19 protein-coding genes are annotated in these 20387 nt (G+C 63.7%); 8 read left to right on the top strand and 11 right to left on the bottom strand.

Going from position 1 to position 20387, the window contains the following annotated elements:
• The first annotated feature begins 212 nt into the window (after positions 1–212).
• Complete coding sequence (locus tag J6500_RS32245; protein ID WP_225714918.1) at positions 213–692, top strand: DUF488 domain-containing protein; 480 nt, start codon at positions 213–215, stop codon at positions 690–692.
• On the opposite strand, the gene J6500_RS22700 is transcribed toward J6500_RS32245, so the two are convergent.
• The 4 genes from J6500_RS22700 to rpmB all read right to left on the bottom strand — a co-directional run bounded on the left by J6500_RS22700 (position 643) and on the right by rpmB (position 3551).
• Complete coding sequence (locus tag J6500_RS22700) at positions 643–1470, bottom strand: DUF8757 domain-containing protein (RefSeq protein WP_225714917.1); 828 nt, start codon at positions 1468–1470, stop codon at positions 643–645. The two genes, J6500_RS32245 and J6500_RS22700, sit on opposite strands and share 50 nt — an antisense overlap.
• 51 nt (positions 1471–1521) lie before the next feature.
• Positions 1522–2040: a TIR domain-containing protein gene (locus J6500_RS22695; protein WP_225714916.1), complete on the bottom strand. Its 519-nt coding sequence runs from the start codon at positions 2038–2040 to the stop codon at positions 1522–1524.
• Entirely contained in the window at positions 2040–3098 is a 1059-nt protein-coding gene (locus J6500_RS22690) for a YaaC family protein (protein ID WP_225714915.1), read from the bottom strand. The genes J6500_RS22695 and J6500_RS22690 overlap by 1 nt, the downstream gene beginning before the upstream one ends.
• 144 nt (positions 3099–3242) lie before the next feature.
• Positions 3243–3551: a 50S ribosomal protein L28 gene (gene rpmB / locus J6500_RS22685; protein ID WP_225714914.1), complete on the bottom strand. Its 309-nt coding sequence runs from the start codon at positions 3549–3551 to the stop codon at positions 3243–3245.
• A 402-nt stretch (positions 3552–3953) separates the two neighbouring features.
• On the opposite strand from rpmB, the gene J6500_RS22680 reads away from it, so the two are divergent.
• The 6 genes from J6500_RS22680 (at position 3954) to J6500_RS22655 (ending at position 11685) form a co-directional block, all read left to right on the top strand.
• Entirely contained in the window at positions 3954–4784 is an 831-nt protein-coding gene (locus J6500_RS22680) for a DUF3108 domain-containing protein (protein WP_376707845.1), read from the top strand.
• Between the two features lie 921 nt (positions 4785–5705).
• Complete coding sequence (locus J6500_RS22675) at positions 5706–9233, top strand: helicase-related protein (RefSeq protein WP_225714913.1); 3528 nt, start codon at positions 5706–5708, stop codon at positions 9231–9233.
• 10 nt (positions 9234–9243) lie between these two features.
• The gene (locus J6500_RS22670) at positions 9244–9513 is read left to right on the top strand and encodes an RNA-binding S4 domain-containing protein (RefSeq protein ID WP_225714912.1); all 270 of its coding nucleotides are present in this window, start codon (positions 9244–9246) and stop codon (positions 9511–9513) included.
• Between the two features lie 109 nt (positions 9514–9622).
• A complete protein-coding gene (fdxA, locus tag J6500_RS22665; protein ID WP_225714911.1) occupies positions 9623–9961 on the top strand; it encodes a ferredoxin FdxA in 339 nt (112 codons plus the stop codon).
• A 409-nt stretch (positions 9962–10370) separates the two neighbouring features.
• Positions 10371–11174: a CarD family transcriptional regulator gene (locus J6500_RS22660; protein WP_376707844.1), complete on the top strand. Its 804-nt coding sequence runs from the start codon at positions 10371–10373 to the stop codon at positions 11172–11174.
• A 214-nt stretch (positions 11175–11388) separates the two neighbouring features.
• Positions 11389–11685, top strand: a complete 297-nt coding sequence (locus J6500_RS22655) for a hypothetical protein (protein WP_225714910.1) — start codon at positions 11389–11391, stop codon at positions 11683–11685.
• Between the two features lie 129 nt (positions 11686–11814).
• On the opposite strand, the gene J6500_RS22650 is transcribed toward J6500_RS22655, so the two are convergent.
• The 7 genes from J6500_RS22650 to cyoA all read right to left on the bottom strand — a co-directional run bounded on the left by J6500_RS22650 (position 11815) and on the right by cyoA (position 18887).
• Complete coding sequence (locus tag J6500_RS22650; protein WP_225714909.1) at positions 11815–12351, bottom strand: response regulator transcription factor; 537 nt, start codon at positions 12349–12351, stop codon at positions 11815–11817.
• Complete coding sequence (locus tag J6500_RS22645) at positions 12341–13720, bottom strand: ATP-binding protein (RefSeq protein WP_376707843.1); 1380 nt, start codon at positions 13718–13720, stop codon at positions 12341–12343. The genes J6500_RS22650 and J6500_RS22645 overlap by 11 nt, the downstream gene beginning before the upstream one ends.
• Positions 13692–14468 (bottom strand): SURF1 family protein, encoded by a 777-nt coding sequence (locus J6500_RS22640; protein WP_225714908.1) that lies wholly within the window; start codon positions 14466–14468, stop codon positions 13692–13694. The genes J6500_RS22645 and J6500_RS22640 overlap by 29 nt, the downstream gene beginning before the upstream one ends.
• A gap of 212 nt (positions 14469–14680) precedes the next feature.
• Positions 14681–15064 (bottom strand): cytochrome o ubiquinol oxidase subunit IV, encoded by a 384-nt coding sequence (gene cyoD / locus J6500_RS22635; RefSeq protein ID WP_225714907.1) that lies wholly within the window; start codon positions 15062–15064, stop codon positions 14681–14683.
• Complete coding sequence (cyoC, locus tag J6500_RS22630; RefSeq protein ID WP_225714906.1) at positions 15061–15690, bottom strand: cytochrome o ubiquinol oxidase subunit III; 630 nt, start codon at positions 15688–15690, stop codon at positions 15061–15063. Before cyoC ends, cyoD begins: the two co-directional genes overlap by 4 nt.
• The gene (gene cyoB / locus J6500_RS22625; protein ID WP_225714905.1) at positions 15687–17696 is read right to left on the bottom strand and encodes a cytochrome o ubiquinol oxidase subunit I; all 2010 of its coding nucleotides are present in this window, start codon (positions 17694–17696) and stop codon (positions 15687–15689) included. Before cyoB ends, cyoC begins: the two co-directional genes overlap by 4 nt.
• Before the next feature lie 9 nt (positions 17697–17705).
• Positions 17706–18887 carry a ubiquinol oxidase subunit II gene (cyoA, locus tag J6500_RS22620; RefSeq protein ID WP_225714904.1) on the bottom strand — a complete coding sequence of 394 codons (1182 nt, stop codon included), beginning with the start codon at positions 18885–18887 and terminating at the stop codon, positions 17706–17708.
• A 174-nt stretch (positions 18888–19061) separates the two neighbouring features.
• Here cyoA and J6500_RS22615 point away from each other — a divergent pair, with 174 nt between their 5' ends.
• Positions 19062–20378, top strand: coding sequence for an MFS transporter (locus J6500_RS22615; RefSeq protein ID WP_376707842.1), 1317 nt, complete (start codon positions 19062–19064; stop codon positions 20376–20378).
• The last annotated feature ends 9 nt before the right edge of the window (positions 20379–20387 follow it).

The following is a 20387-nucleotide window of genomic DNA, read 5'->3' as shown; positions in this document are numbered from 1 at the left end:
ACTAATGGCGGCGTACGCGGCGGCAAGGGCGGCTGTGATCGCCGGCCATGGAGCGAGGTCGCGAGGTCATGGGCGCGACCACTGCAACCAAGGCGGCCGACTGATCGGCGCAAAATCGTAAGGGCCTTGTGCAACTCAAGAATTGTGAATACGCAAAGAATTAACCAGGAGCATCTCTAGTATCGTCGAGTTTCTCAAAGAGGCCACCAGCGGTGAACCGGGAAATATTTACATTCGGCTATGAGGGACTGAGCGTTGAACGTTTTGTTGCCCGCTTGCGTTCGGCGATGATCGAAACGGTTATCGATGTTCGGGCAAATCCGCTTTCACGGAAGCCAGGACTCTCAAAGAGGGCGCTCGCGGAGCACCTCTCGAACGCGGAAATAAAGTATGTTCACCTCGTCGAGATGGGCTGCCCGAAGTCAGTCCGCGATCGTTACAAGGCAGACCGCGATTGGACCGCGTACACTAGGGGGTTCCTTGACTACATCGCAGATCAAGAAGAAGCCGTTGCTCGGGTAGCGTCGATCGCGGAGCAGTCGCGCTCCTGCCTCATTTGTTTTGAAGCAGATTTCAATTATTGCCATCGGACGTTTGTTGCAAGAGCGGCGGCTCCGGCGCTCAATGCGAACGTCGTTCATCTCACAACGATAGCGTCAATTGTTGATCGGATTGCGAGGGTGGCTGCCTAGGTGGATAGATTAGGCTGACAATCAGCCACTGGTCCGGAAATCTGTGAATTGTGCCCATCAGAAACATCAGGTCGGCCGTCGGCAGCTCCACTTCTAACTTCTGTCTGAACGGTTCCTGCCAAGCGTTGCCGTGTCGTCGCAAGCAATTCCAGAATAGGGCGCCAGCCTCCCAATCGACAATCTTGTGTTTGTACGTTTGATGAGCTCCCTCGCATTCATAGTGGTAATGAAAATCATATGGCAGCTTCCGCAGCATTGTCAGCGCCTTTGCGTCGGAATCGTCGAAGAGTCCTCCTTGGCGCTGGCTCTGAAGCAATTTTGCCCTTTCATCATCGGTCCAGTCAGGTCTCGCCGCTGCGGAGACCTCGAGTGCACGCACACAGGACGGGCGAACTAAGCCGAGTGTAGTACCGTATGCTATCCGATCTGCGTCTAGGGCTGCGAAGTCACTGAACACTTTGACCATGCCTAGTGGTGCGCGCCGCGCTTGCCACTCATTAGCTGCTGAGAGTGGCGGTCCATTGAACTTTACTGTATCGACAAACAGCTTGTGACTCTCCGGTCGGCGGTCGCCAATTGCCCGATCGATGCGGGCTCTTACCCATTGCCATTTTCTAAACTGTTGGGCTCCATCGATAAGTCGAAAGGGTACCGGATAGAGCCGGATCAGTTTGCCGTTGCTGTCTGTTCCAGCAACGCATGAGGTCTCAACATATTTCCCGCTTGGAGATGGATAAGTCTTGCAAAGGATCAGAATATCCTGCTCGAACGATGCCATCGTGCCATTTCCTCCACGACATCGGTCCTGTCGGTCTCAACTCTGGTGGCCTTAGCGTCGCTCCACTGCGCTTACAGCGTCGATAACTTGCTCGATTCCTTGTTCTCGTTCGCTGTACTGAATAGTGCGAAAGATGGTCGGTATTCCGAGGGCCATCAGAGTTACGAAGCCTTCGCCCACCTGTAGTTCGTGCTGCGTGTGGTCAGGATTCTCGTAAGTCTGCGAGTCGACCTTATTTGTGCCGAAATCGCGGAAGCAAAGGACTATCGGTATCCCCCTCGACTCAGCCAGTTGTAGTTCGATTCCAAGTCCGGTCGACGGAAAGGACGCCTCCGCGACCACCAAGTCAGCCTCCTCGACCATTGCTCTGTCCCACAAGTAGCAGAGGCGTGGACGCTCACTAGAGGGGCGCGCGGCAAGTTGCGGATCGCTATCAACCAGTGCGTACCTGACCTGTGAGGCGTGACCGCTACTGCGCAATGCGTCTGCGAGTTGATGAATGAAGGCAACGTGTTCATCGAAACGTGATCTCGGCACATGGGTCAGTGCGCATGCGATATAGATCTTCATTAGGCAGCGGCTCGAATATTGGGGATGAGAAATTGAAACCCGGTGAGTTCCGAAGCGATCTCGTCGATGAACTGATCGGCGGACATCCGGATGAACTCAGTAAGGAGCCAGTTCTTCTGTCCAGCGAGGAGAGACGCCATCTGCGGCGGGTTGTAGCGACTAATCTCACTGAGGCGATGCATAGCGCCAAGGATCAAGGTCGGTAGCTGACGCTCTATTCTCGCAGGACCTCTTGTTCTTGATTTAATGTACCAAAGAGGCTCCGACCCATTGATGAAAAAAAGCTCGCGCCGCAATCGGGCATTCAGAACAGTTATTTGATTCAAGTCGGTCTGGCTTATTCTGCCGGGCTTTCGGCTGGTAACATAGTCGGTCGAGCGTATGGCTCGCGGGCCGAACTTCCGATCTGCCGCGAATTGAACCGGAAGGCGCCTTGCTGCGCGATCAAATGACATATTCTTCGTGACGTCGGCCCTAAAATATATCTGCTTTGTCGATTTTTCTGCAACGAAGGCGCAGTTTGCAATCGGGATAAACATCTCTGGCTGCGAGGTATAGGTTAGGCAATATGTGCGGTGAATGAAGACCATGTTAAAAAAGAGCGCTTGGAGCGTGTGGGTTCTGCCTGACTCTGTCTCGCCGTAGTAAGCCGACAGACTGGGCAACACTCCGTGTGGCTGAATCCTTATTCCGAGATGATTGAGAGCTGCGCCTCCTTGAGATGTGTTCGAGTGTTCAGAGACGCCGTGTCGCTCGTTAAAAATAATTCCTTTTGCCGACAACAACGCCTTGGTCGCGTTGAGGAACGCATAGTACAGCAATAGTGGCGCTGATTGCGGCGGCAGTCCTAATGAAGCCTTGTGGAATTCCTGTGCCTGCTGCCAATAGAATAGTGCTCTGTCTTTTCCGCTTCGCTTCAGCCAGAGTGCAACGTATGTCCAGGGACTGTTCGTGAGAACGTTCCGCGATCCGATTACGGGAGAGATGATTGCCTTGTGTGGGGCAACCGCTCGCCCTTTGAATTTTATCGGCAGCAAGCCTTTTGGCAGTTCATCCATTTCTTCATCTGATTCTAAAAAACCAACCCATTTTACGCCTGCGCCTTAAGGTTGTAGGAGAGAAGGCTTTCTTGCCCACAAGAAAAACGGCCGGGTCATTCGACCCGGCCGCTCAAATCTCTCTCCGCGCTTTCCGCTTCTCGCTCAACTCGCCTGTTTCACCGGCGCCGGCTTGCCGACTTTCTTCTCGATCGCGCGCTTCAGTTCGAGGGCGCGGGGCGAGAGCACGTCGGGCTTGGCCTTGAGCAGATAGGCATCGAGGCCGCCATTGTGGTCGACGCTCTTGAGCGCATTGGTCGAGACGCGCAGGCGCACGTTGCGGCCGAGCGCTTCGGAGATGAAGGTGATGTTGGCCAGGTTCGGCAGGAAGCGCCGCTTGGTCTTGATGTTCGAGTGGCTCACCTTGTGGCCCGTCTGGGGGCCCTTGGCCGTCAGTTCGCAGCGCCGCGACATGTCACAAAATCCTTTTCCATCCCCGCCTCTTGCGGGCGGAGCGTGCAGTCACGCGGCCCGTGCAGGGGTTTTGAATTCGCGTCCATTTTCCAGGAACCGCGGGTGTATAGGGGCAGAATGCCAAAGCGTCAAGGTTCTAAACTGCCAATGGCGCGCCGCAGATTCCCGGTTCATAAGCTGTTCCAGCCACTTAACGGCCGATATGGCAACCATATAAAGGGCGCATTCGGCTGCAATTCTCAGTTCCATAAGGACGCGGGATTTTGGTGACGCGTGCTCCGTTCGCAAAACCGGTATCCACTTTTGCGGAATACGCGTTGTCGAGCCGGATTTACGGCCTAAATGACAGAACGCCGCGCCGATAGCAGGACCGTCAGGTAAGTGACCACCCCGATTGCCATTTTGCCCCCGTCTGGGTGGCTCGTCGGCCTTCTGGCCGGCGCGATTCTGCTGTTCGCCCCCGAGACGTCGCAAGCGCAGGGCCGGCTCGATGCCCAGTATGAAGCGACGCTCGCCGGTATCCCGGTCGGCAAGGGCACCTGGACCGTCGAGATCGGCGAGGAGACGTTCTCGGCCTCGGCCCAAGGCGGCACCGCTGGGCTCCTGAAAGCATTTTCCGGCGGCACCGGCAGCGGCGCCTCGCAGGGCCGCGTCGTCGGCGGCGTGCCGGTCGCCACCTCCTATACCGCGACCACCACCACCGCGAAGAAGTCCGAGACCATCCGCATGGTGCTGGCCAGCGGCACCATCAAGGAATCCACGATCGACCCGGAGCCGCCGGTCGATGCCGACCGCATCCCGGTCACCGAGGCGCAGAAGAAGGGCGTGTTCGATCCGATGACCGGCTCGCTGCTCCGCGTGCCCGGCAATGCCGAGTTGATGAGCCCGGATGTCTGCCGCACCTCCGCCGGCGTGTTCGACGGCCGCATGCGCTACGATCTCAAGCTCGATTTCAAGCGGGTGGAGATGGTGAAGGCCGAGCGCGGCTATCACGGCCCGGTGCTGGTCTGCGCAGTCTATTTCGTGCCGATCGCGGGCTACATCCCGGATCGCCCCGTGATCAAATATCTCGCCGCCCAGCGCAACATCGAGATCGCCTTCGCGCCGATCGCCGGCACGCGCCTCATGGTGCCGTTCCGCATGACGATCCCGACCCCGCTCGGCCAGGCCATGCTGGAGGCGACCTCGTTCGTGACCACAGCCGCGCCGCCGCGCGTCGCGAAAACGCAGTAGCTCGGACAGGACGTTTCGTCATTGCCGGGCTTGACCCGGCAATCCATTCGTTTCGAGAAGGTTTTTTGTTGATGGATGCCCGGGTCAAGCCCGGGCATGACGAAGTCCGCGCCGGATGAGGGGTTGGCATCGGCGGAGAGATACCCCTCACCCGGCTTCGATGCTGCCGCCATAGCCGATGCGAGGCATCGGCGTTCTTAAGAGGACGGCGGCCAAAGGCCGCCTATGTCCACCCTCTCCCACAAGGGGAGAGGGTGCTCTCGAGGCGCTGCGCGTTCGTAGCCCGGATGAGCGAAGCGATATCCGGGGGCGGCCCGTCCGCGGATGGCGTGATCCCGCATATCGCTTCGCTCATGCGGGCCACGGGCCCAGGCCGTCAACAAACGTCATCGGAATCCAGTTGACTCCGGCCCGCTTCTGATTCGACTCGTGCACCTCTGGAACTTAAGGAATTCAGTCCGCATATCCTGTGCTTGTGGAGCCCGTTCAAACTTGATCTAGTGCCGGCGCCTGGGCAGCACCCGAGATGTTGCGGTGAACGTTTCAGGCCTGGAATGGAGTCAGCGATTCGGCCGCGATTCGTTCTAGACTCGTTCCGAAGCTTAAGCGGACAGCGGAAAGCGTCGCATTGTGAGACAGATATTGCGCGAGTCCGACGTGTTGTCGGACTGCGGTGGAGTGACGACATTGAAAGAACGCGCTGTATGTTCTCCCTCGCCCCGCGCTTGCGGGGAGAGGGTTGGGGTGAGGGGCTCTCATCACGGGCGCAGCGCGTGGAGATTCCCCCTCGCCCGCCGCACAAGCGCGGCGACCCTTCCCTTCATCCGCCTTCGCCAAGGCTTCGGCGGACAAGGGCAGGGCGAGGTGATTTTCTAGGCGCGCATCCGCGCGACACGCGGCAACAAGAAACACCTGCAAAATATGGCCTTCTCATCTTCGTTCGGAACTGACCGCGCGCCCGGCGCCGGCGTCACTGCCGTGCTCGGGCCGACCAACACCGGCAAGACGCATCTCGCGATCGAGCGGATGCTGGCGCATTCGTCCGGCCTGATCGGGCTGCCGCTGCGGCTGCTGGCGCGCGAGGTCTACAACAAGATCGCGGCGCGCGCCGGCGAGGAGAGCGTCGCGCTGATCACCGGCGAGGAGAAGATCAAGCCGAAGGCGCCGCGCTTCTGGGTGTCGACCGTGGAGGCGATGCCGCGCGATCTCGACGTCTCCTTCCTCGCCGTCGACGAGATCCAGATCGCGGCCGATCTGGAGCGCGGCCATGTCTTCACCGACCGCATCCTCAACCGCAGAGGCCGCGACGAGACGCTGCTGCTCGGGGCGGCGACGATGCGGCCGATCATCGAGCGGCTGCTGCCGGGCGCCTCGATGGTGACGCGGCCGCGGCTGTCGCAGCTCGAATTCGCCGGCGACCGCAAGATCACGCGGCAGCCGCGCCGCACCGCCATCGTCGCGTTCTCGGCGGACGAGGTCTATGCGATCGCCGAATTGATCCGCCGACAGCACGGTGGCGCCGCGGTGGTGCTCGGCTCGCTCTCGCCGCGCACAAGAAATGCGCAGGTCGCGATGTTCCAGAACGGCGACGTCGATTATCTCGTCGCCACCGACGCCGTCGGCATGGGCCTCAATCTCGACGTCGACCACGTCGCCTTCGCCTCCGACCGCAAATACGACGGCTACCAGTTCCGCCGCCTGACGCCGGCCGAATTCGCGCAGATCGCAGGCAGAGCCGGGCGCGCGACGCGCAACGGCACCTTCGGCACCACGGGCCGCTGCGCGCCGTTCGAGCCTGAGCTGATCAATGCGCTGCAGAACCACACGTTCGATACCGTCAAGGTGCTGCAATGGCGCAATGCAAAGCTCGATTTCGCCTCGCTCGGCGCGCTGCAGGTGTCGCTGGCGGTCTCGCCCGGCCATGAGGCGCTGACGCGGGCGCCGGTCACCGAGGACATGCGCGTGCTCGAGCATGTCGCGCGCGATGCCGAGGTGCGCGACATGGCGCATGGCGGCGCGGCGGTGGAGCGGCTCTGGGAGGCCTGCCAGGTTCCCGACTACCGCAAGCTCTCGCCGGCGGCCCATGCCGAACTCGTGACCACCCTGTACGGCTTCCTGATGCAAAGGGGCCGTATCCCTGACGCATGGTTCGCCGCGCAAGTGAACCAGGCCGACCGCATCGACGGCGATATCGACACCCTGTCGGGCCGGATCGCGCAAATCCGGACCTGGACCTTCGTGGCCAACCGGCCGGACTGGCTGTATGACCCCGACCACTGGCAGGGGATCACGCGCGAGCTGGAAAATAAATTATCCGATGCGCTGCACGAACGGCTCACGGAGCGTTTCGTTGACAGGCGGACCAGTGTATTGATGCGCCGCCTGCGGGAGAACTCAGTTTTGAATACGGAAATTGGCAAGACCGGCGAAGTGATCGTGGAAGGTCACGTGATCGGCCGGCTCGATGGTTTCACCTTCGCGCCCGATGCGGCGGAGGCCGGCAGCGACGCCAAGGCGCTGCAGGCGGCCGCGCAGCAGGTGCTGGCGCGCGAGATCGATACGCGGGCCGAGAAACTGGGCGCCGCGCCCGACGAGCAGTTCGTGCTGACCTCCGACGGCACCATCCGCTGGACCGGCGATGCGGTGGCAAAACTGGTCGCGGCCGACGACGCGCTGCATCCGCGGCTGCGCATCATCTCCGACGAGCGGCTGACCGGCGCCTCGCGCGAGGCCGTGCAGACCAGGCTCGATCTCTGGCTCAAGACGCATATCGAGAAGCTGCTCGGGCCGCTGTTCGAGCTCTCCAAGGCCGAGGATTTGCAGGGCATCGCGCGCGGCATCGCCTTCCAGCTCGTCGAAGCGCTCGGCGTGCTGGAGCGTTCGAAGATCTCTGCCGAGATGAAGGACCTCGACCAGCCGTCGCGCGCGACGCTGCGCAAATACGGCGTGCGGTTCGGTGCTTACCACATCTATTTCCCGCAACTGCTGAAGCCCGCGGCGCGTTCGCTGGCATCGCTGCTGTGGGCCGAGAAGCAGAGCAATGTCGACATGGCTGCGATGTCGAATGTGCAGCATCTCGCCTCGAGCGGTCGCACCTCGTTTCCGGTCGACAAGGCGCTGCCGCGCGATGCCTACCGCGTGCTCGGCTATCGGCAGTGCGGCGAGCGCGCGGTGCGCGTCGACATCCTGGAGCGGCTCGCCGACCTGATCCGCCCGGCGCTGGCCTGGCGCGAGACCTCGCCGGGCGAGAAGCCCGCCGGCGCGTTCGACGGCCGCGGCTTCGTCGTCACCCAAGCGATGACCTCGCTGACGGGATCGGCCGGTGAAGACTTCGCCTCGATCCTGCGCGCTCTCGGCTACCGCATGGACCGCCGTCCGCCGCTGCCGCCGAAGCCGGCAGCCGAACCGGCGCCGGTCGAGATCACCGAAACGGTTGCTGCCGAAACGCCGCCGGCCGAGGGCACGACGCAGGCCGCCGCCGACGCTCCGGTCGATGCCGACGTAGCCGTCGCGACTGCTGCCGAGACCGCTGCCGTCGAGACCGCTGCTGCGCCCGAGGCCGAGGCTGCCGTGGACCAGCCGGTCTCCGGCGATCCCGCGCCGTCAGCCGCGCTGCTGCCCGATGTCGGCTTCGCCACCGTCGCGCCCAGCGAGGCGACGCCCGTCGTGCTCGAGGCACAGCCCGAGCCGGCGATTGAAGCCACGCCCGAGCCGGCCGCCGAAGCGCCCCCGGCTGAGGCTGCTTCCGAGCCCGCATCCACGGGGGCCGCCACCGCCGAGACGCCGGCGGAGGCTGCGGCCGAGGCACCTGCGGAGAGCGCAAGCGCCGAGGCTGCGCCGGCAGAGGCAGTTGCCGCTGCCCCGGAAGCACCGGCCGAGCCGCAATTGGTCGAGGTCTGGCGTCCCGGCGGCCGCCCCGACGAACGCCGTCCGCATCATCGCGGTCACGACCGCAACCGCGGCCGTCATCAGGGCCAGCAGGCCGAGGGCGGCGAGAAGGCGGCTGAAGCGGCTGAAGGCACGAAGCGCGAGCAGCATCGCCGGCCGCGCCGTCACCAGGATTTCCGTCACAAGCCGCGCGAGGGCGCGCCGGCCGAGGCTGCGGCCGCGCCTGCCGACGGCGCTCAGCAGGCTCCCCGCGACAATCGCGAGCAGCGCGGCGACCGCCGCGAGCGCTTCGAAGGGAAAGGCCGCGATCGCGACAACAACGAGCGGCGTCGCGACAACAAGTTCGGCGGCGGCGAGCGCAAGGGCGAACGCGGCGATCGTGACCGTAGTGGCCGCGATTTCGGCCGTGACAAGGGCGGCCGCGACAAGCGCGAGAGCGGGCCGTCGCATCGCCCCTACGCCTCGAGCGCACCGCGCGAGCGCGACCGGCCGATCGATCCGAATTCGCCCTTCGCAAAACTCGCCGCGCTGAAAGAGCAGCTCTCCGGCCGGAAGGACTGATCAGACCAAGTTGGACAGGCAGCGCCTCGACAAATGGCTGTGGCACGCGCGGGTGGTGAAGGCCCGCACCAGCGCGGCCGCGCTGGTCGAGTCCGGGCACGTTCGCATCAACGGCACGCGCGAGAAATCGCCGGGACATGCGATCAAGCTCGGCGACGTCGTCACCGTCGCGCTCGACCACGGCGTGCGTGTGTTGAAGGTGACCGGCTTTGCCGAGCGGCGCGGCGATGCCGCCTCGGCACGCGTTCTCTATGATGATTTGCAAGGCGGCAGGGAATAGCTATCTAGGGTCGGCAATTCCTTGCCTTTTTGGAGCCCCGCTTCCCTTGCGGCTGCGGTATTCCTGCGCTAGGCAACCCCAGAAAAACTGGATCGTTTCGGAGTTTTGGATGACCTACGTCGTCACTGAAGCCTGCATCAAGTGCAAATATACCGACTGCGTCGAGGTCTGCCCCGTCGATTGCTTCTACGAGGGCGAGAACATGCTGGTCATCCATCCCGACGAATGCATCGACTGCGGCGTGTGCGAGCCGGAATGTCCGGCGGATGCCATCAAGCCCGACACCGAGCCGGGCCTGGAGAAGTGGCTCGAGGTCAACCGCGACTACGCCAAGAACTGGCCGAACATCACCCAGAAGAAGGACTCGCCCGAGGACGCCAAGGAGTGGGAAGGCAAGGAAGGCAAGTTCGAGAAATATTTTTCTCCGAACCCGGGCACCGGCGATTGATTTGCGGGTCCCTAGCCGGAGGTAAAGCGCTCCGGTCGTTTCCGGCCTGATTGGGCCCTGCCGATTTAACCCTAATGACGGACATATGACCCCGGCGGGGCCGCTTATGTCCGGAATCGGGCGTAAATCATTGATTTTTGCGGAAAATGTGTTATATGGGACACATTACAAGCCAAGAACCCTGCCATGCGTATCTTGTGGCCTCGAGGTTCCCGCAAACATCGAACAGGGGCGTGGCAGTTTCCACGCGCAGGCTGTGTCACAGAAAACGCGTAAAAAGAGTGCTTCAAAGACCGCGAAGAAAGCCGCTGTAGTTGCTCGCAGCGCATCCAAGGGCCGTGCCAAGGCGCCTGTGAAGGTTGCCCGGAAGGCTTCGGCCGCAAAGTCCTCAAAGAACAAAAGAAGCCTGATGCCAGAAAAGACTGCCAAGACTGCCGCGAAAGCGGCAGCTGCGAAGACCCCTGCCGCCAAGGCCGCTCCCAAGGCTGCGGTTGCCAAGGCTCCGGTCAGCAAGCCTGCCGCAGCGCCGAAGCCGGCTGCTCCGAAGGCTGCCGCTCCCGCCGCTGCAAAGACCGCCGCGCCGCGCCCGGAAGAGAAGAAGGTCGTGACCCAGCGCCAGGGCTTCAAGGCCAATGAATTCGTGGTCTATCCGGCACACGGCGTCGGCCAGATCCTGGCGATCGAGGAGCAGGAGATCGCGGGCGCCAAGCTCGAGCTGTTCGTGATCAGCTTCATGAAGGACAAGATGACCCTGCGCGTCCCGACGGCCAAGGTCGCCAATGTCGGCATGCGCAAGCTGTCCGACCCGGCGCTGGTCAAGAAGGCGCTGGAGACGCTGAAGGGCCGTGCCCGCGTCAAGCGCACCATGTGGTCGCGCCGCGCCCAGGAATACGAAGCGAAGATCAACTCGGGCGACATCGTCGCGATCGCCGAGGTGGTCCGCGACCTCTACCGCTCGGAATCGCAGCCCGAGCAGTCCTACTCTGAACGCCAGCTCTATGAAGCGGCGCTCGACCGCCTGTCGCGCGAGATCGCCGTCGTGCAGCACTCGACGGAGACCGAAGCGGTCAAGGAAATCGAGAGCCAGCTCGCCAAGAGCCCGCGCCGCGGCGCCAAGACCGAGACCGCTGAAGGTGACGCCGAGGGCGATGCCGACGGTGAGGATCTCGATTCCGACGGCGACGACGCGACCGTCGAGGACGAGGCTGCGTAAGCAGCACGGACAGAGCTTTGATGAAAGCCCGGTCGCACGACCGGGCTTTTTGTTTGGTGATGTGTTTGCGTAGCCCGGATGCAGCGAAGCGAAATCCAGGGCAAGTCACTGCGGATGATCCCTCCCGGATTGCGCTGCGCTCCATCCAGGCTACGGGTCGTTGGCGCGATTTCACGCGACCCGTCTTGGCCTCTTCGTCCGGGCCGCAGCACTAATGGCGCTCCGCGATCAGTCTATCGACCTGCTCCTTCAGCTCCGCTTCCATGTCGGACATGATGTCCTGCAACTGGCGGCCGCTGGAGCGTTGCTGCGCGGTCAGGGGGCGGCCGATACGATCCTGCCGTTCTCCGAGTTCGCGCAACTCGGCTTCGTCTTCAGCGACCGACGTCAGATGGTTGGATGGCGCGGCAGAGCGATCAGCGCGATCCGCACCATAAGAATTTTGGGCGAGGCGAAGTGGGTTCCGCATGAGCTTCGGTTCCTTGCCGTGATAGCCGATCGGCTTTCATGACGCGCAAGCCTCGAACCTGGTTCCGGCGGAACAGGCAGGAACCGGAGAAAGAGCACCCGCCGGAATGAGCGGACTTGCCCGATCACTCACTCATCCGGCTACAACTTCTCGCACGCAACCGGGCCCCAGCTACTTCACCCGTTGCTTCTCCAGCTTCCTTGCCAGCGTCCTGCGATGCATGCCGAGGCGGCGGGCGGCTTCGGAGATGTTGAAGTCGGTCTCGATCAGGGTCTGGTGGATGCGTTCCCATTCCAGCGTCTTGATCGAGGTCGGGCGCGCGCCGAGCTCGATATCCGCATTGCCGGCCGCCTTCTGGAAGGCGGCCTCGATGTCGTCGGTGTTGGAGGGTTTTGCCAGATAGTGGCAGGCGCCGAGCTTGATCGCCTCGACCGCGGTCGCGATGCTCGCAAAACCCGTCAGCACGACGATCAGCATATCGGGATCATGCGCGTGCAGCGCCTCGACGCAGGCAAGGCCGGAGGCGCCGCCGGCGAGCTTGAGGTCGACCACGGCGTAGCCGGGCGATTGCTGCTCGAGCAGCGGGCGGACCTCGTCGAGCGAGGTCGCCACCGCAACACTGTAGCCGCGGCGCTCGAACGAGCGCTTCAGCGTGCGGGCAAAGCCGGCATCGTCCTCGACGATCAGGAGCTGGCGTTCATCCGTCAAGATGGTCTCCGATCGCGAGCGTCGACAGCGGCAGCTCGAGCTTCACCGCCGCGCCGATATTGGCCCGGTTGTGCGCTGTCACGACGCCGCCGAGCTTGCGGACGACGTTGACCACCAGGAACAGGCCGAGACCGCCGCCGGGCCGGCCCTTGGTCGATTGATAGGGCTTGCCGACATGCGGCAGCATCTCGCGCGCGAAGCCCGGACCGCGATCTGTCACCAGCAGCACCAGCGTGTCGCCGTTGCGCTCCGCCGTCAGCTCGATCCAGTCGCGCGAGACCTCGGCGGCATTGTCGAGCACGTTGAAGATCGCCTGTTTCAGCGCGATGTCGGAGACGATCGGCAGATCGGCACCGAACGCATTGCGGAAGTATAGCGTCGCCGAGGGCCGCGTGGTCCGCCATTCCTCTACCAGCGCTGTGAGAAACGCCGCGACCGTGGTCGGCGCCGAGCCTTCGCCGCGCGCCTCGCCGGCCGAGAGCAGGATGCCGGTCACGATCGTCTTGCAGCGCTGCAGCGAGGTCTCCATCTCGGACAGGTCGGCCGACACTTCGGGATCGGAAGCGAGCGCCGGCATCCGCCGCCAATCGCCGAGGATGACAGAGAGCGAGGCCAGCGGCGTGCCGAGCTCGTGCGCGGCGCCGGAGGCGAGCAGGCCCATCCTGACGATGTGGTCCTGCTCGGCGGCGTCCTGGCGCAGCGCGGCGAGGCGCGCGTCGCGGTCGCGCAGATTGCGGTTGATGCGGGTCACGAACACCACGAGCAGCACGGCGTCGAGCACGACGCCGATGAAGGTGCCTGCAATGTACAATTGGAAGGCATCGGCGAAGCCGTGCTGCGGCAGTGCCAGCGGCCGGTAATCGCCGGTCAGCCAGGCGAAGCTGATGCAGACCAGCCCGACCAGCGACCAGGTCGAGGGCGCGTCGAGCAGCACGGCGCCGAGCGTCACCTGCAGCAGATAGAGCGAGGTGAACGGATTGGTGGCGCCGCCGCTGAGATAGAGCTGCGCCGTCAGCGCGGCGACGTCGAGCGTCAGTGCGATCAGCAGCTCGCGGTTGTTGACGTCGGCGCGGTAGCGCACCCAGGCATGGCTGACCAGGTTGAGGCCGATCAGGGCGCAGATCACGACCGCCATCGGCAGCAGCGGCAGCTCGATGCCCATCCAGAACTGCACGAAGGCGATAGTGACGATCTGTCCGATCACGGCGGTCCAGCGCAGCTGGACCAGCAGGGCCATGTTCTTGCGGTTGGTGGCGACGTCGGTCGGTGCGGCGAGGTCGAACGGCAGGGCACCGGCCACGCCGGCCGGCATCACCGCCTTGCCTGCGGCCGATCTCTCCTCATGCAGATCCGACGTGCGCTCGAGCATCTGGGCCTGGGTTGCGAGACAGCTTGCGTGCTGCGCCGATCAGCCGGCGCACGGCGGCGCGTCGTGACGTGGAGGCGCCGGCGCGGCTCCTGCCGCGTGCCGTGCGCAGGAGCGCGGCTGCCAGCATAATGGCCAGCGTGAACCATGTCAGCGCGTAAATCAGGTGGTTGTTTGGAAAGCGCACGACCGTGAGCCCGCCGACCGGATAGCCGCCGGCATTCGGCACGGCATCGGCGTCGATGAAGAAGGGAGCCGCCTGCGGCAATCCGTGCGTGGCCGCGATCGCGGCAACGTCGCGTGAGTACCAGCGGCCGGCCACCGGGTCGTTGTTGCGCAGGAAGGCGCCCTTCGGTTCCGAGATCCGCAACAGACCGGTGACGCTGACCAGGCCTTGTGGTTCGCCCTCGCGCCGCGTCGCCGGATCGCGCCGATCCGGCGGGACAAAGCCGCGGTTGACCAGCACCGTGGTTCCATCGGCCATCCGCAGCGGGGTCAGTACCCAGAAGCCGGGGCCTTCCGCGGTCACCGCCTGCACCAGCGTCTCGTCGTTATTGAGGAACGTGCCGCTCACGGTGACGCGGCGATACTCGTCGCTGGCGGCCGTGATCGTTGGCCATGCTGACGGCGCGGGCGGCGCGACCGCCGCGGCGTGCATGCGTTGCTCGACCCGCTCGATCAGCGCCAGCTTCCAGGTCCTGCGTTCGATCTGCCAGACGCCGAGCGCGGTCAGCAACACGACGCCGAGCATGCCGAGCGAGAGCAGTGTGCAGCGACGAAGCGCAGGATTGCGGCCGCGCGGGCGCTGCGCCCCCTCTCCCGCTTGCGGGGGAGGGTCGGGGTGGGGGCTCTCTCCACGAATCGCATCGCGGCAAGAGCCCCCACCCGGATCGCATCTCCGATGCGATCCGACCTCCCCCGCAAGCGGGAGAGGTGAAGGGAGCTCGTCGCGACGATCGTTCGTCACGGCATCTGGCTCATGTCGTGGACCGGCATCATGTTGACGTTGAGATGATGCATGACCCACAGCGAGCCGGTCAGCGCGATCACCACCATCACCACGGTGAAGATCATCGCCATCATGGTCCAGCCGTTCTCGGACCGCGTGTTCATGTGCAGGAAGTACACCATGTGCACCACGATCTGGACCGCGGCGAGCACCAGCACGATCAGCGCCGTGATCGCCTTGTCGGCGATCGCGCCGGTCATCACCAGCCAGAACGGCACCGCGGTGAGGATCACCGAGAGGCCGAAGCCGATCAGATAGCTCTTCAGCGAGCCGTGCGCCGCGCCGCCATGGTCGTGGTGGCCGTGATCGCCGTGCACGGCGTGAGAGTCAGAGGTCATCGCAGCACTCCCAGGAGATAGACGAAGGTGAAGACGCCGATCCAGACCACGTCGAGGAAGTGCCAGAACATCGACAGGCACATCAGGCGGCGCCGGTTGGCCACGGTCAGGCCGTAGCGCGCGGACTGCATCATCAGCGTCACCAGCCAGACCAGGCCGAAGGTGACGTGCAGGCCGTGGGTGCCGACCAGCGTGAAGAACGACGACAGGAAGGCGCTGCGCTGCGGCGTCGCGCCCTCATGGATCATGTGGTGGAATTCGGTGAGCTCGATGCCGAGGAAGGCGAGACCGAACAGGCCGGTGATCGCGAGCCAGAACTGGGTCGCGCCGAGCTTCGACTTCTCCATCGTCAGCATGGCAAAGCCATAGGTGATCGAGGAAAGCAGCAGCATGGTGGTGTTGAGCGCGACCAGCTTGAGGTCGAACAGGTCCTTCGGCGCCGGGCCGGCGGCATAGTTGCCGCCGAGCACGCCGTACGTCGCGAACAGCATCGCGAAGATGAGGCAGTCGCTCATCAGGTAGATCCAGAAGCCCAGCATGGTGCTGGCGCCTTCCGGATGCGGATGCTCGTCGATGACGTGGAAGACCGGCTCGGAGCTCTGTGTGGAGACGGTTGCGATGCTCATGACTGGGCTCCCGCGGCGAGAACGCGCGTCCTGGCGTCTTCGACCTTGCCGATCTGGTCAGCCGGAATGTCGTAGTCGCGGTGATAGTTGAAGGTGTGGCCGATCGCGACCGCGAGCAGCGCGATGAAGCAGACCGCGGCGAGCCACCAGATGTACCAGATCAGGCCGAACCCCATCGCGGTCGCCAGCCCCGCTAGGATGATGCCGGTCGCGGTGTTGGAGGGCATGTGGATCGGCTTGAAGCCGGTCAGCGGACGCGTGTAGCCGCGGCGCTTCATGTCCCACCAGGCATCGTTGTCATAGACCACCGGCGTGAAGGCGAAGTTGTAGTCCGGCGGCGGCGAGGAGGTCGCCCATTCCAGCGTCCGCGCGTTCCAGGGATCGCCGGTGACGTCCTTCAACTGCTCGCGTCTGAGGATGCTGACCGCGAACTGCACCAGCATCGCGATGATGCCGAGGAAGATCAGGAAGGCGCCGAACGCCGCGATCACGAACCAGATCTGCAAGGATGGATCGTCGAACACGCGCAGCCGGCGGGTGACGCCCATCAGGCCGAGCACGTAGAGCGGCATGAAGGCGAAGTAGAAGCCGGATACCCAGAACCAGAACGACAGCTTGCCCCAGAACGGATCGAGCCTGAAGCCGAACGCCTTCGGGAACCAGTAGTTGATGCCGGCGAACAGGCCGAACAGCACGCCGCCGATGATCACGTTATGGAAATGCGCGACCAGGAACAGGCTGTTATGCAGCACGAAGTCGGCCGGCGGCACGGCGAGCAGCACACCGGTCATGCCGCCGATCACGAAGGTCAGCATGAAGGTCACCGTCCACATCATCGGCAGCTCGAAGCGGATGCGGCCGCGATACATAGTGAACAGCCAGTTGAACATCTTCGCGCCGGTCGGGATCGAGATGATCATCGTGGTGATGCCGAAGAACGAGTTCACGCTGGCGCCGGAGCCCATTGTGAAGAAGTGATGCAGCCAGACCAGATAAGACAGGATGGTGATGACGACCGTGGCGTAGACCATCGAGGTGTAGCCGAACAGCCGCTTGCCGGAGAAGGTCGCGGTCACCTCGGAGAAGATGCCGAATGCCGGCAGCACCAGGATGTAGACCTCGGGGTGGCCCCAGATCCAGATCAGGTTCACGTACATCATCGGGTTGCCGCCGAAGTCGTTCGTGAAGAAGTTGGTGCCGATGTAGCGGTCGAGCGAGAGCAGCGCCAGCACGGCCGTCAGCACCGGAAAGGAGGCGACGATCAGCACGTTGGTGCAGAGCGAGGTCCAGGTGAACACCGGCATCTTCATCATCGTCATGCCAGGCGCGCGCAGCTTGACGATGGTGCAGATCAAATTGATGCCCGATAGCGTCGTGCCGACGCCGGCGACCTGCAAGCCCCATATGTAATAGTCGACGCCGACATCGGGACTGTAGCCGATATTGGATAGTGGCGGGTAGGCGAGCCAGCCGGTGCGGGCGAATTCGCCGACGAACAGCGACATCATCACCAGCACCGCACCGCCGACCGTCATCCAGAAGCTGAAATTGTTGAGGAACGGGAACGAGACGTCGCGGGCGCCGATCTGCAGCGGCATCACGTAGTTCATCAGGCCGGTGACCAGCGGCATCGCCACGAAGAAGATCATGATCACGCCGTGGGCGGTGAAGACCTGGTCGTAGTGATGGGCCGGGAGGTAGCCGTCGGAGCCGCCGAAGGCAATCGCCTGCTGCAGGCGCATCATGATGGCGTCGGCGAAGCCGCGCAGCAGCATCACGATGCCGAGGATCATGTACATGATGCCGATGCGCTTGTGGTCGACGGTGGTGAACCACTCGCGCCACAGATAGCCCCAGAGGCGGAAATAGGTGATGATGGCGAGCAGCGCGAGGCCGCCGGTCGCGACCACGGCGAAGGTGCCGACCAGGATCGGCTCGTGGATCGGCAGCGCGTCCAGGGTGAGGCGGCCGAAGATCAGCTTGAGGAGTTCAGGATTGTCGAACATGCGGCCCTCTCAGGACTCTGATTTCGAACGCTGGCCTGACAGCAGCAGCGACGTCGACGATGGATGAGCAGGGGAGAAAGCGGGAGAGAACGGCGGGCGCCTCAGACCGACGCCGCGCAGCGGCGTCAGGTCGAGCGGCGCGGTGACCTCGCGCAGCGGCGTATCCTTCAGCTCGTCGATCGAGCAGATGCCGGCGACGAAAGTCGGCTCGCTGCCGAGCGGCGCGCCGCGGCGGGCGTATTTGTCGTAAGTTAGTGGCAGCGTGTTGTTGACGCCCTCGCGGCCGAGGCCACCCTTGGCGTCGATCGCCATCATCTCGCTCATGCACATCTTGCCCGGCTCGACGCACATGTTGAGGATCGCCTTGTAGAGATCGCGGTCGACCGTGCCGTAGAGCCGCACCGGCACGTTCTCGCTCGGACGCTCGAGCTGCAGATAGTCGCTGCGGCCGAGCATGTCCTTGCTCGCCTTGGCGGCGGCCACCCATTTGTCGAACTCGGATGCCGACAGGCTCTTGAAGTCGAAATGCATGCCGGAGAAGCCGGCGCCGCTGTAATTGGCGGAGAAGCCGCGGAAGGTACCTTCCTTGTTGGAGACCGCGTGCAGCTTGGTCTCCATGCCGGGCATGGCGTAGATCTGGCCGGCCAGCGCCGGGATGTAGAACGAGTTCATCACGGAGGAGGCCGTGATGCGGAAGCGGATCGGGCGGTCGATCGGCGCGGCAAGCTCGTTGACGGCGGCGACGCCGTATTGCGGATAGATGAACAGCCACTTCCAGTCGAGCGCGATCACCTGGACGTCGAGCGCGCTGTCCTTGCGCTCGATCGGCTTGTCGGCGGCGATGCGGCCGAGCGAGCGGTAGGGATCGAGCAGATGCGTGCCCATCCAGGTCAGCGCGCCGAGGCAGATGATGATCAGGAGCGGGGCCGACCAGATCACCAGCTCGAGCTGGGTGGAATGATCCCACTCCGGCTCGTAGGCCGCCTCGGTGTTGGATTGGCGGTAGCGCCAGGCGAACAGCACGGTCAGCGCCATTACCGGCAGCACGATGATCAGCATCAGCACGGTGGAGATGACGACGAGGTCCCGCTGCTGGGCGGCGATGTCGCCGGCGGGCGCGAGGACGACGAAATCGCACCCGCCGAGCAGGGCCGCAAACGGCAATAAGGCCAATAATTTCAAGGCGCGCACGGCTCACCCCATTGGAATTTTATGAGTTCCGCCAAGGGGTAGCTGCGATGCAGCAAACGGGACATTGGACAATTTGTCCAATGTTGCAGTGCGGGATGAAGGCGCAGACAATCCACTGGACCGGCTGGCGAACTCCGTCCGCGGCCCTCATGTTCAACGAGATTCACGGCGCGAATGGCGATGGCACAGGCCCCTGCAACCACTCTCGGTCCCCCGGAAGCCCGCCGCGATCACGGGCAGGCGAAGCCGGGCGAGATCGCCATCGGCGTCATCATCGGGCGCACCTCGGAGTTCTTCGACTTCTTCGTCTACGCGATCGCCTCGGTGATCGTGTTTCCGAAGCTGGTGTTTCCGTTCGTCAACGAACTGACCGGCACGCTTTATTCGTTCGTTATTTTCGCGCTGGCGTTCGCCGCGCGGCCGCTCGGCACCGTGATCTTCATGGCGGTCGACCGCCGCCACGGCAAGGGCGCCAAGCTGGTCATCGCGCTGTTCCTGCTCGGCACCTCGACGGTCGCGATCGCGTTCCTGCCCGGCTACGACACGATCGGCGCCGCGGCGATCTGGCTGCTGGCCGCCGCGCGCGTGCTGCAGGGCGTCGCCTGGGGCGGCGCATGGGACGGCCTCGCCTCGCTGCTGGCAATGAACGCGCCGTCGCATCACCGCGGCTGGTACGCGATGGTGCCGCAACTCGGCGCACCGCTCGGGCTGATCGTGGCCAGCGCGCTGTTCGCCTTCTTCGCCGGCAACCTCTCGGCCGACGATTTCTTCGACTGGGGCTGGCGCTATCCGTTCTTCGTCGCCTTCGCCATCAACGTGGTGGCGCTGTTCGCGCGGCTGCGCATGGTGGCGACCAATGAATATTCCGAGCTGTTCGAGAGCCGCGACCTGCAGCCCTCGCGGGTCGGCGAGACGGTCAAGGAGGAAGGCCGCTACATCCTGCTCGGCGCCTTCGCGCCGCTGGCGAGCTTTGCGCTGTTCCACATGGTCACGGTGTTTCCGCTGTCCTGGGTGTTCCTGTTCACCAAGGAAAGCCCGGTGCGCTTTCTGATCATCGAGATGATCGGCGCGATGGTCGGCGTCGCCGCGATCGTCGCCTCGGGCATGATCGCCGACCGCGTCGGCCGCAAGCCGCTGTTGCTCGGATCGGCGGTGGCGATTGCGGTCTATAGCGGCTTCGCCCCGCAACTGCTCGATGCCGGCCCGTTCGGCGAGACCGTGTACATGGTGGCGGGCTTCGTGCTGCTCGGTCTCTCCTTTGGTCAGTCGTCGGGCGCGATCGCCTCCAGCTTCGCGCCGACCTACCGCTATACGGCGTCGGCGCTGACCTCGGATTTCGCCTGGCTGTTCGGCGCCGGCTTCGCGCCGCTCGCCGCGCTCCTGCTGGCAACCCATTTCGGCCTGATCTCGGCCGGCGCGTATCTGTTGTCCGGCGCGGTGTGGACGCTGCTGGCGCTGTGGCTGAGCGGCCTGCGCGAAGCCGAGGGCTGAAGCCGAGGG

This window comes from Bradyrhizobium semiaridum, assembly GCF_020329505.1.
Taxonomy (GTDB): domain Bacteria; phylum Pseudomonadota; class Alphaproteobacteria; order Rhizobiales; family Xanthobacteraceae; genus Bradyrhizobium; species Bradyrhizobium semiaridum.
This window is presented reverse-complemented; position numbering and strand designations above follow the sequence as displayed.

Bases quoted from the DNA above. Each gene is read 5' to 3' on its own strand.
- J6500_RS22700 (WP_225714917.1), bottom strand. From the start codon at position 1,470: ATGGCATCGTTCGAGCAGGATATTCTGATCCTTTGCAAGACTTATCCA.
- J6500_RS22695 (WP_225714916.1), bottom strand. From the start codon at position 2,040: ATGAAGATCTATATCGCATGCGCACTGACCCATGTGCCGAGATCACGT.
- J6500_RS22690 (WP_225714915.1), bottom strand. From the start codon at position 3,098: ATGGATGAACTGCCAAAAGGCTTGCTGCCGATAAAATTCAAAGGGCGA.
- rpmB (WP_225714914.1), bottom strand. From the start codon at position 3,551: ATGTCGCGGCGCTGCGAACTGACGGCCAAGGGCCCCCAGACGGGCCAC.
- J6500_RS22675 (WP_225714913.1), top strand. From the start codon at position 5,706: ATGGCCTTCTCATCTTCGTTCGGAACTGACCGCGCGCCCGGCGCCGGC.
- fdxA (WP_225714911.1), top strand. From the start codon at position 9,623: ATGACCTACGTCGTCACTGAAGCCTGCATCAAGTGCAAATATACCGAC.
- J6500_RS22660 (WP_376707844.1), top strand. From the start codon at position 10,371: ATGCCAGAAAAGACTGCCAAGACTGCCGCGAAAGCGGCAGCTGCGAAG.
- J6500_RS22655 (WP_225714910.1), top strand. From the start codon at position 11,389: ATGGCGCTCCGCGATCAGTCTATCGACCTGCTCCTTCAGCTCCGCTTC.
- J6500_RS22645 (WP_376707843.1), bottom strand. From the start codon at position 13,720: ATGCTCGAGCGCACGTCGGATCTGCATGAGGAGAGATCGGCCGCAGGC.
- J6500_RS22640 (WP_225714908.1), bottom strand. From the start codon at position 14,468: ATGCTCGGCGTCGTGTTGCTGACCGCGCTCGGCGTCTGGCAGATCGAA.
- cyoD (WP_225714907.1), bottom strand. From the start codon at position 15,064: ATGACCTCTGACTCTCACGCCGTGCACGGCGATCACGGCCACCACGAC.
- cyoC (WP_225714906.1), bottom strand. From the start codon at position 15,690: ATGAGCATCGCAACCGTCTCCACACAGAGCTCCGAGCCGGTCTTCCAC.
- cyoB (WP_225714905.1), bottom strand. From the start codon at position 17,696: ATGTTCGACAATCCTGAACTCCTCAAGCTGATCTTCGGCCGCCTCACC.
- J6500_RS22615 (WP_376707842.1), top strand. From the start codon at position 19,062: ATGGCGATGGCACAGGCCCCTGCAACCACTCTCGGTCCCCCGGAAGCC.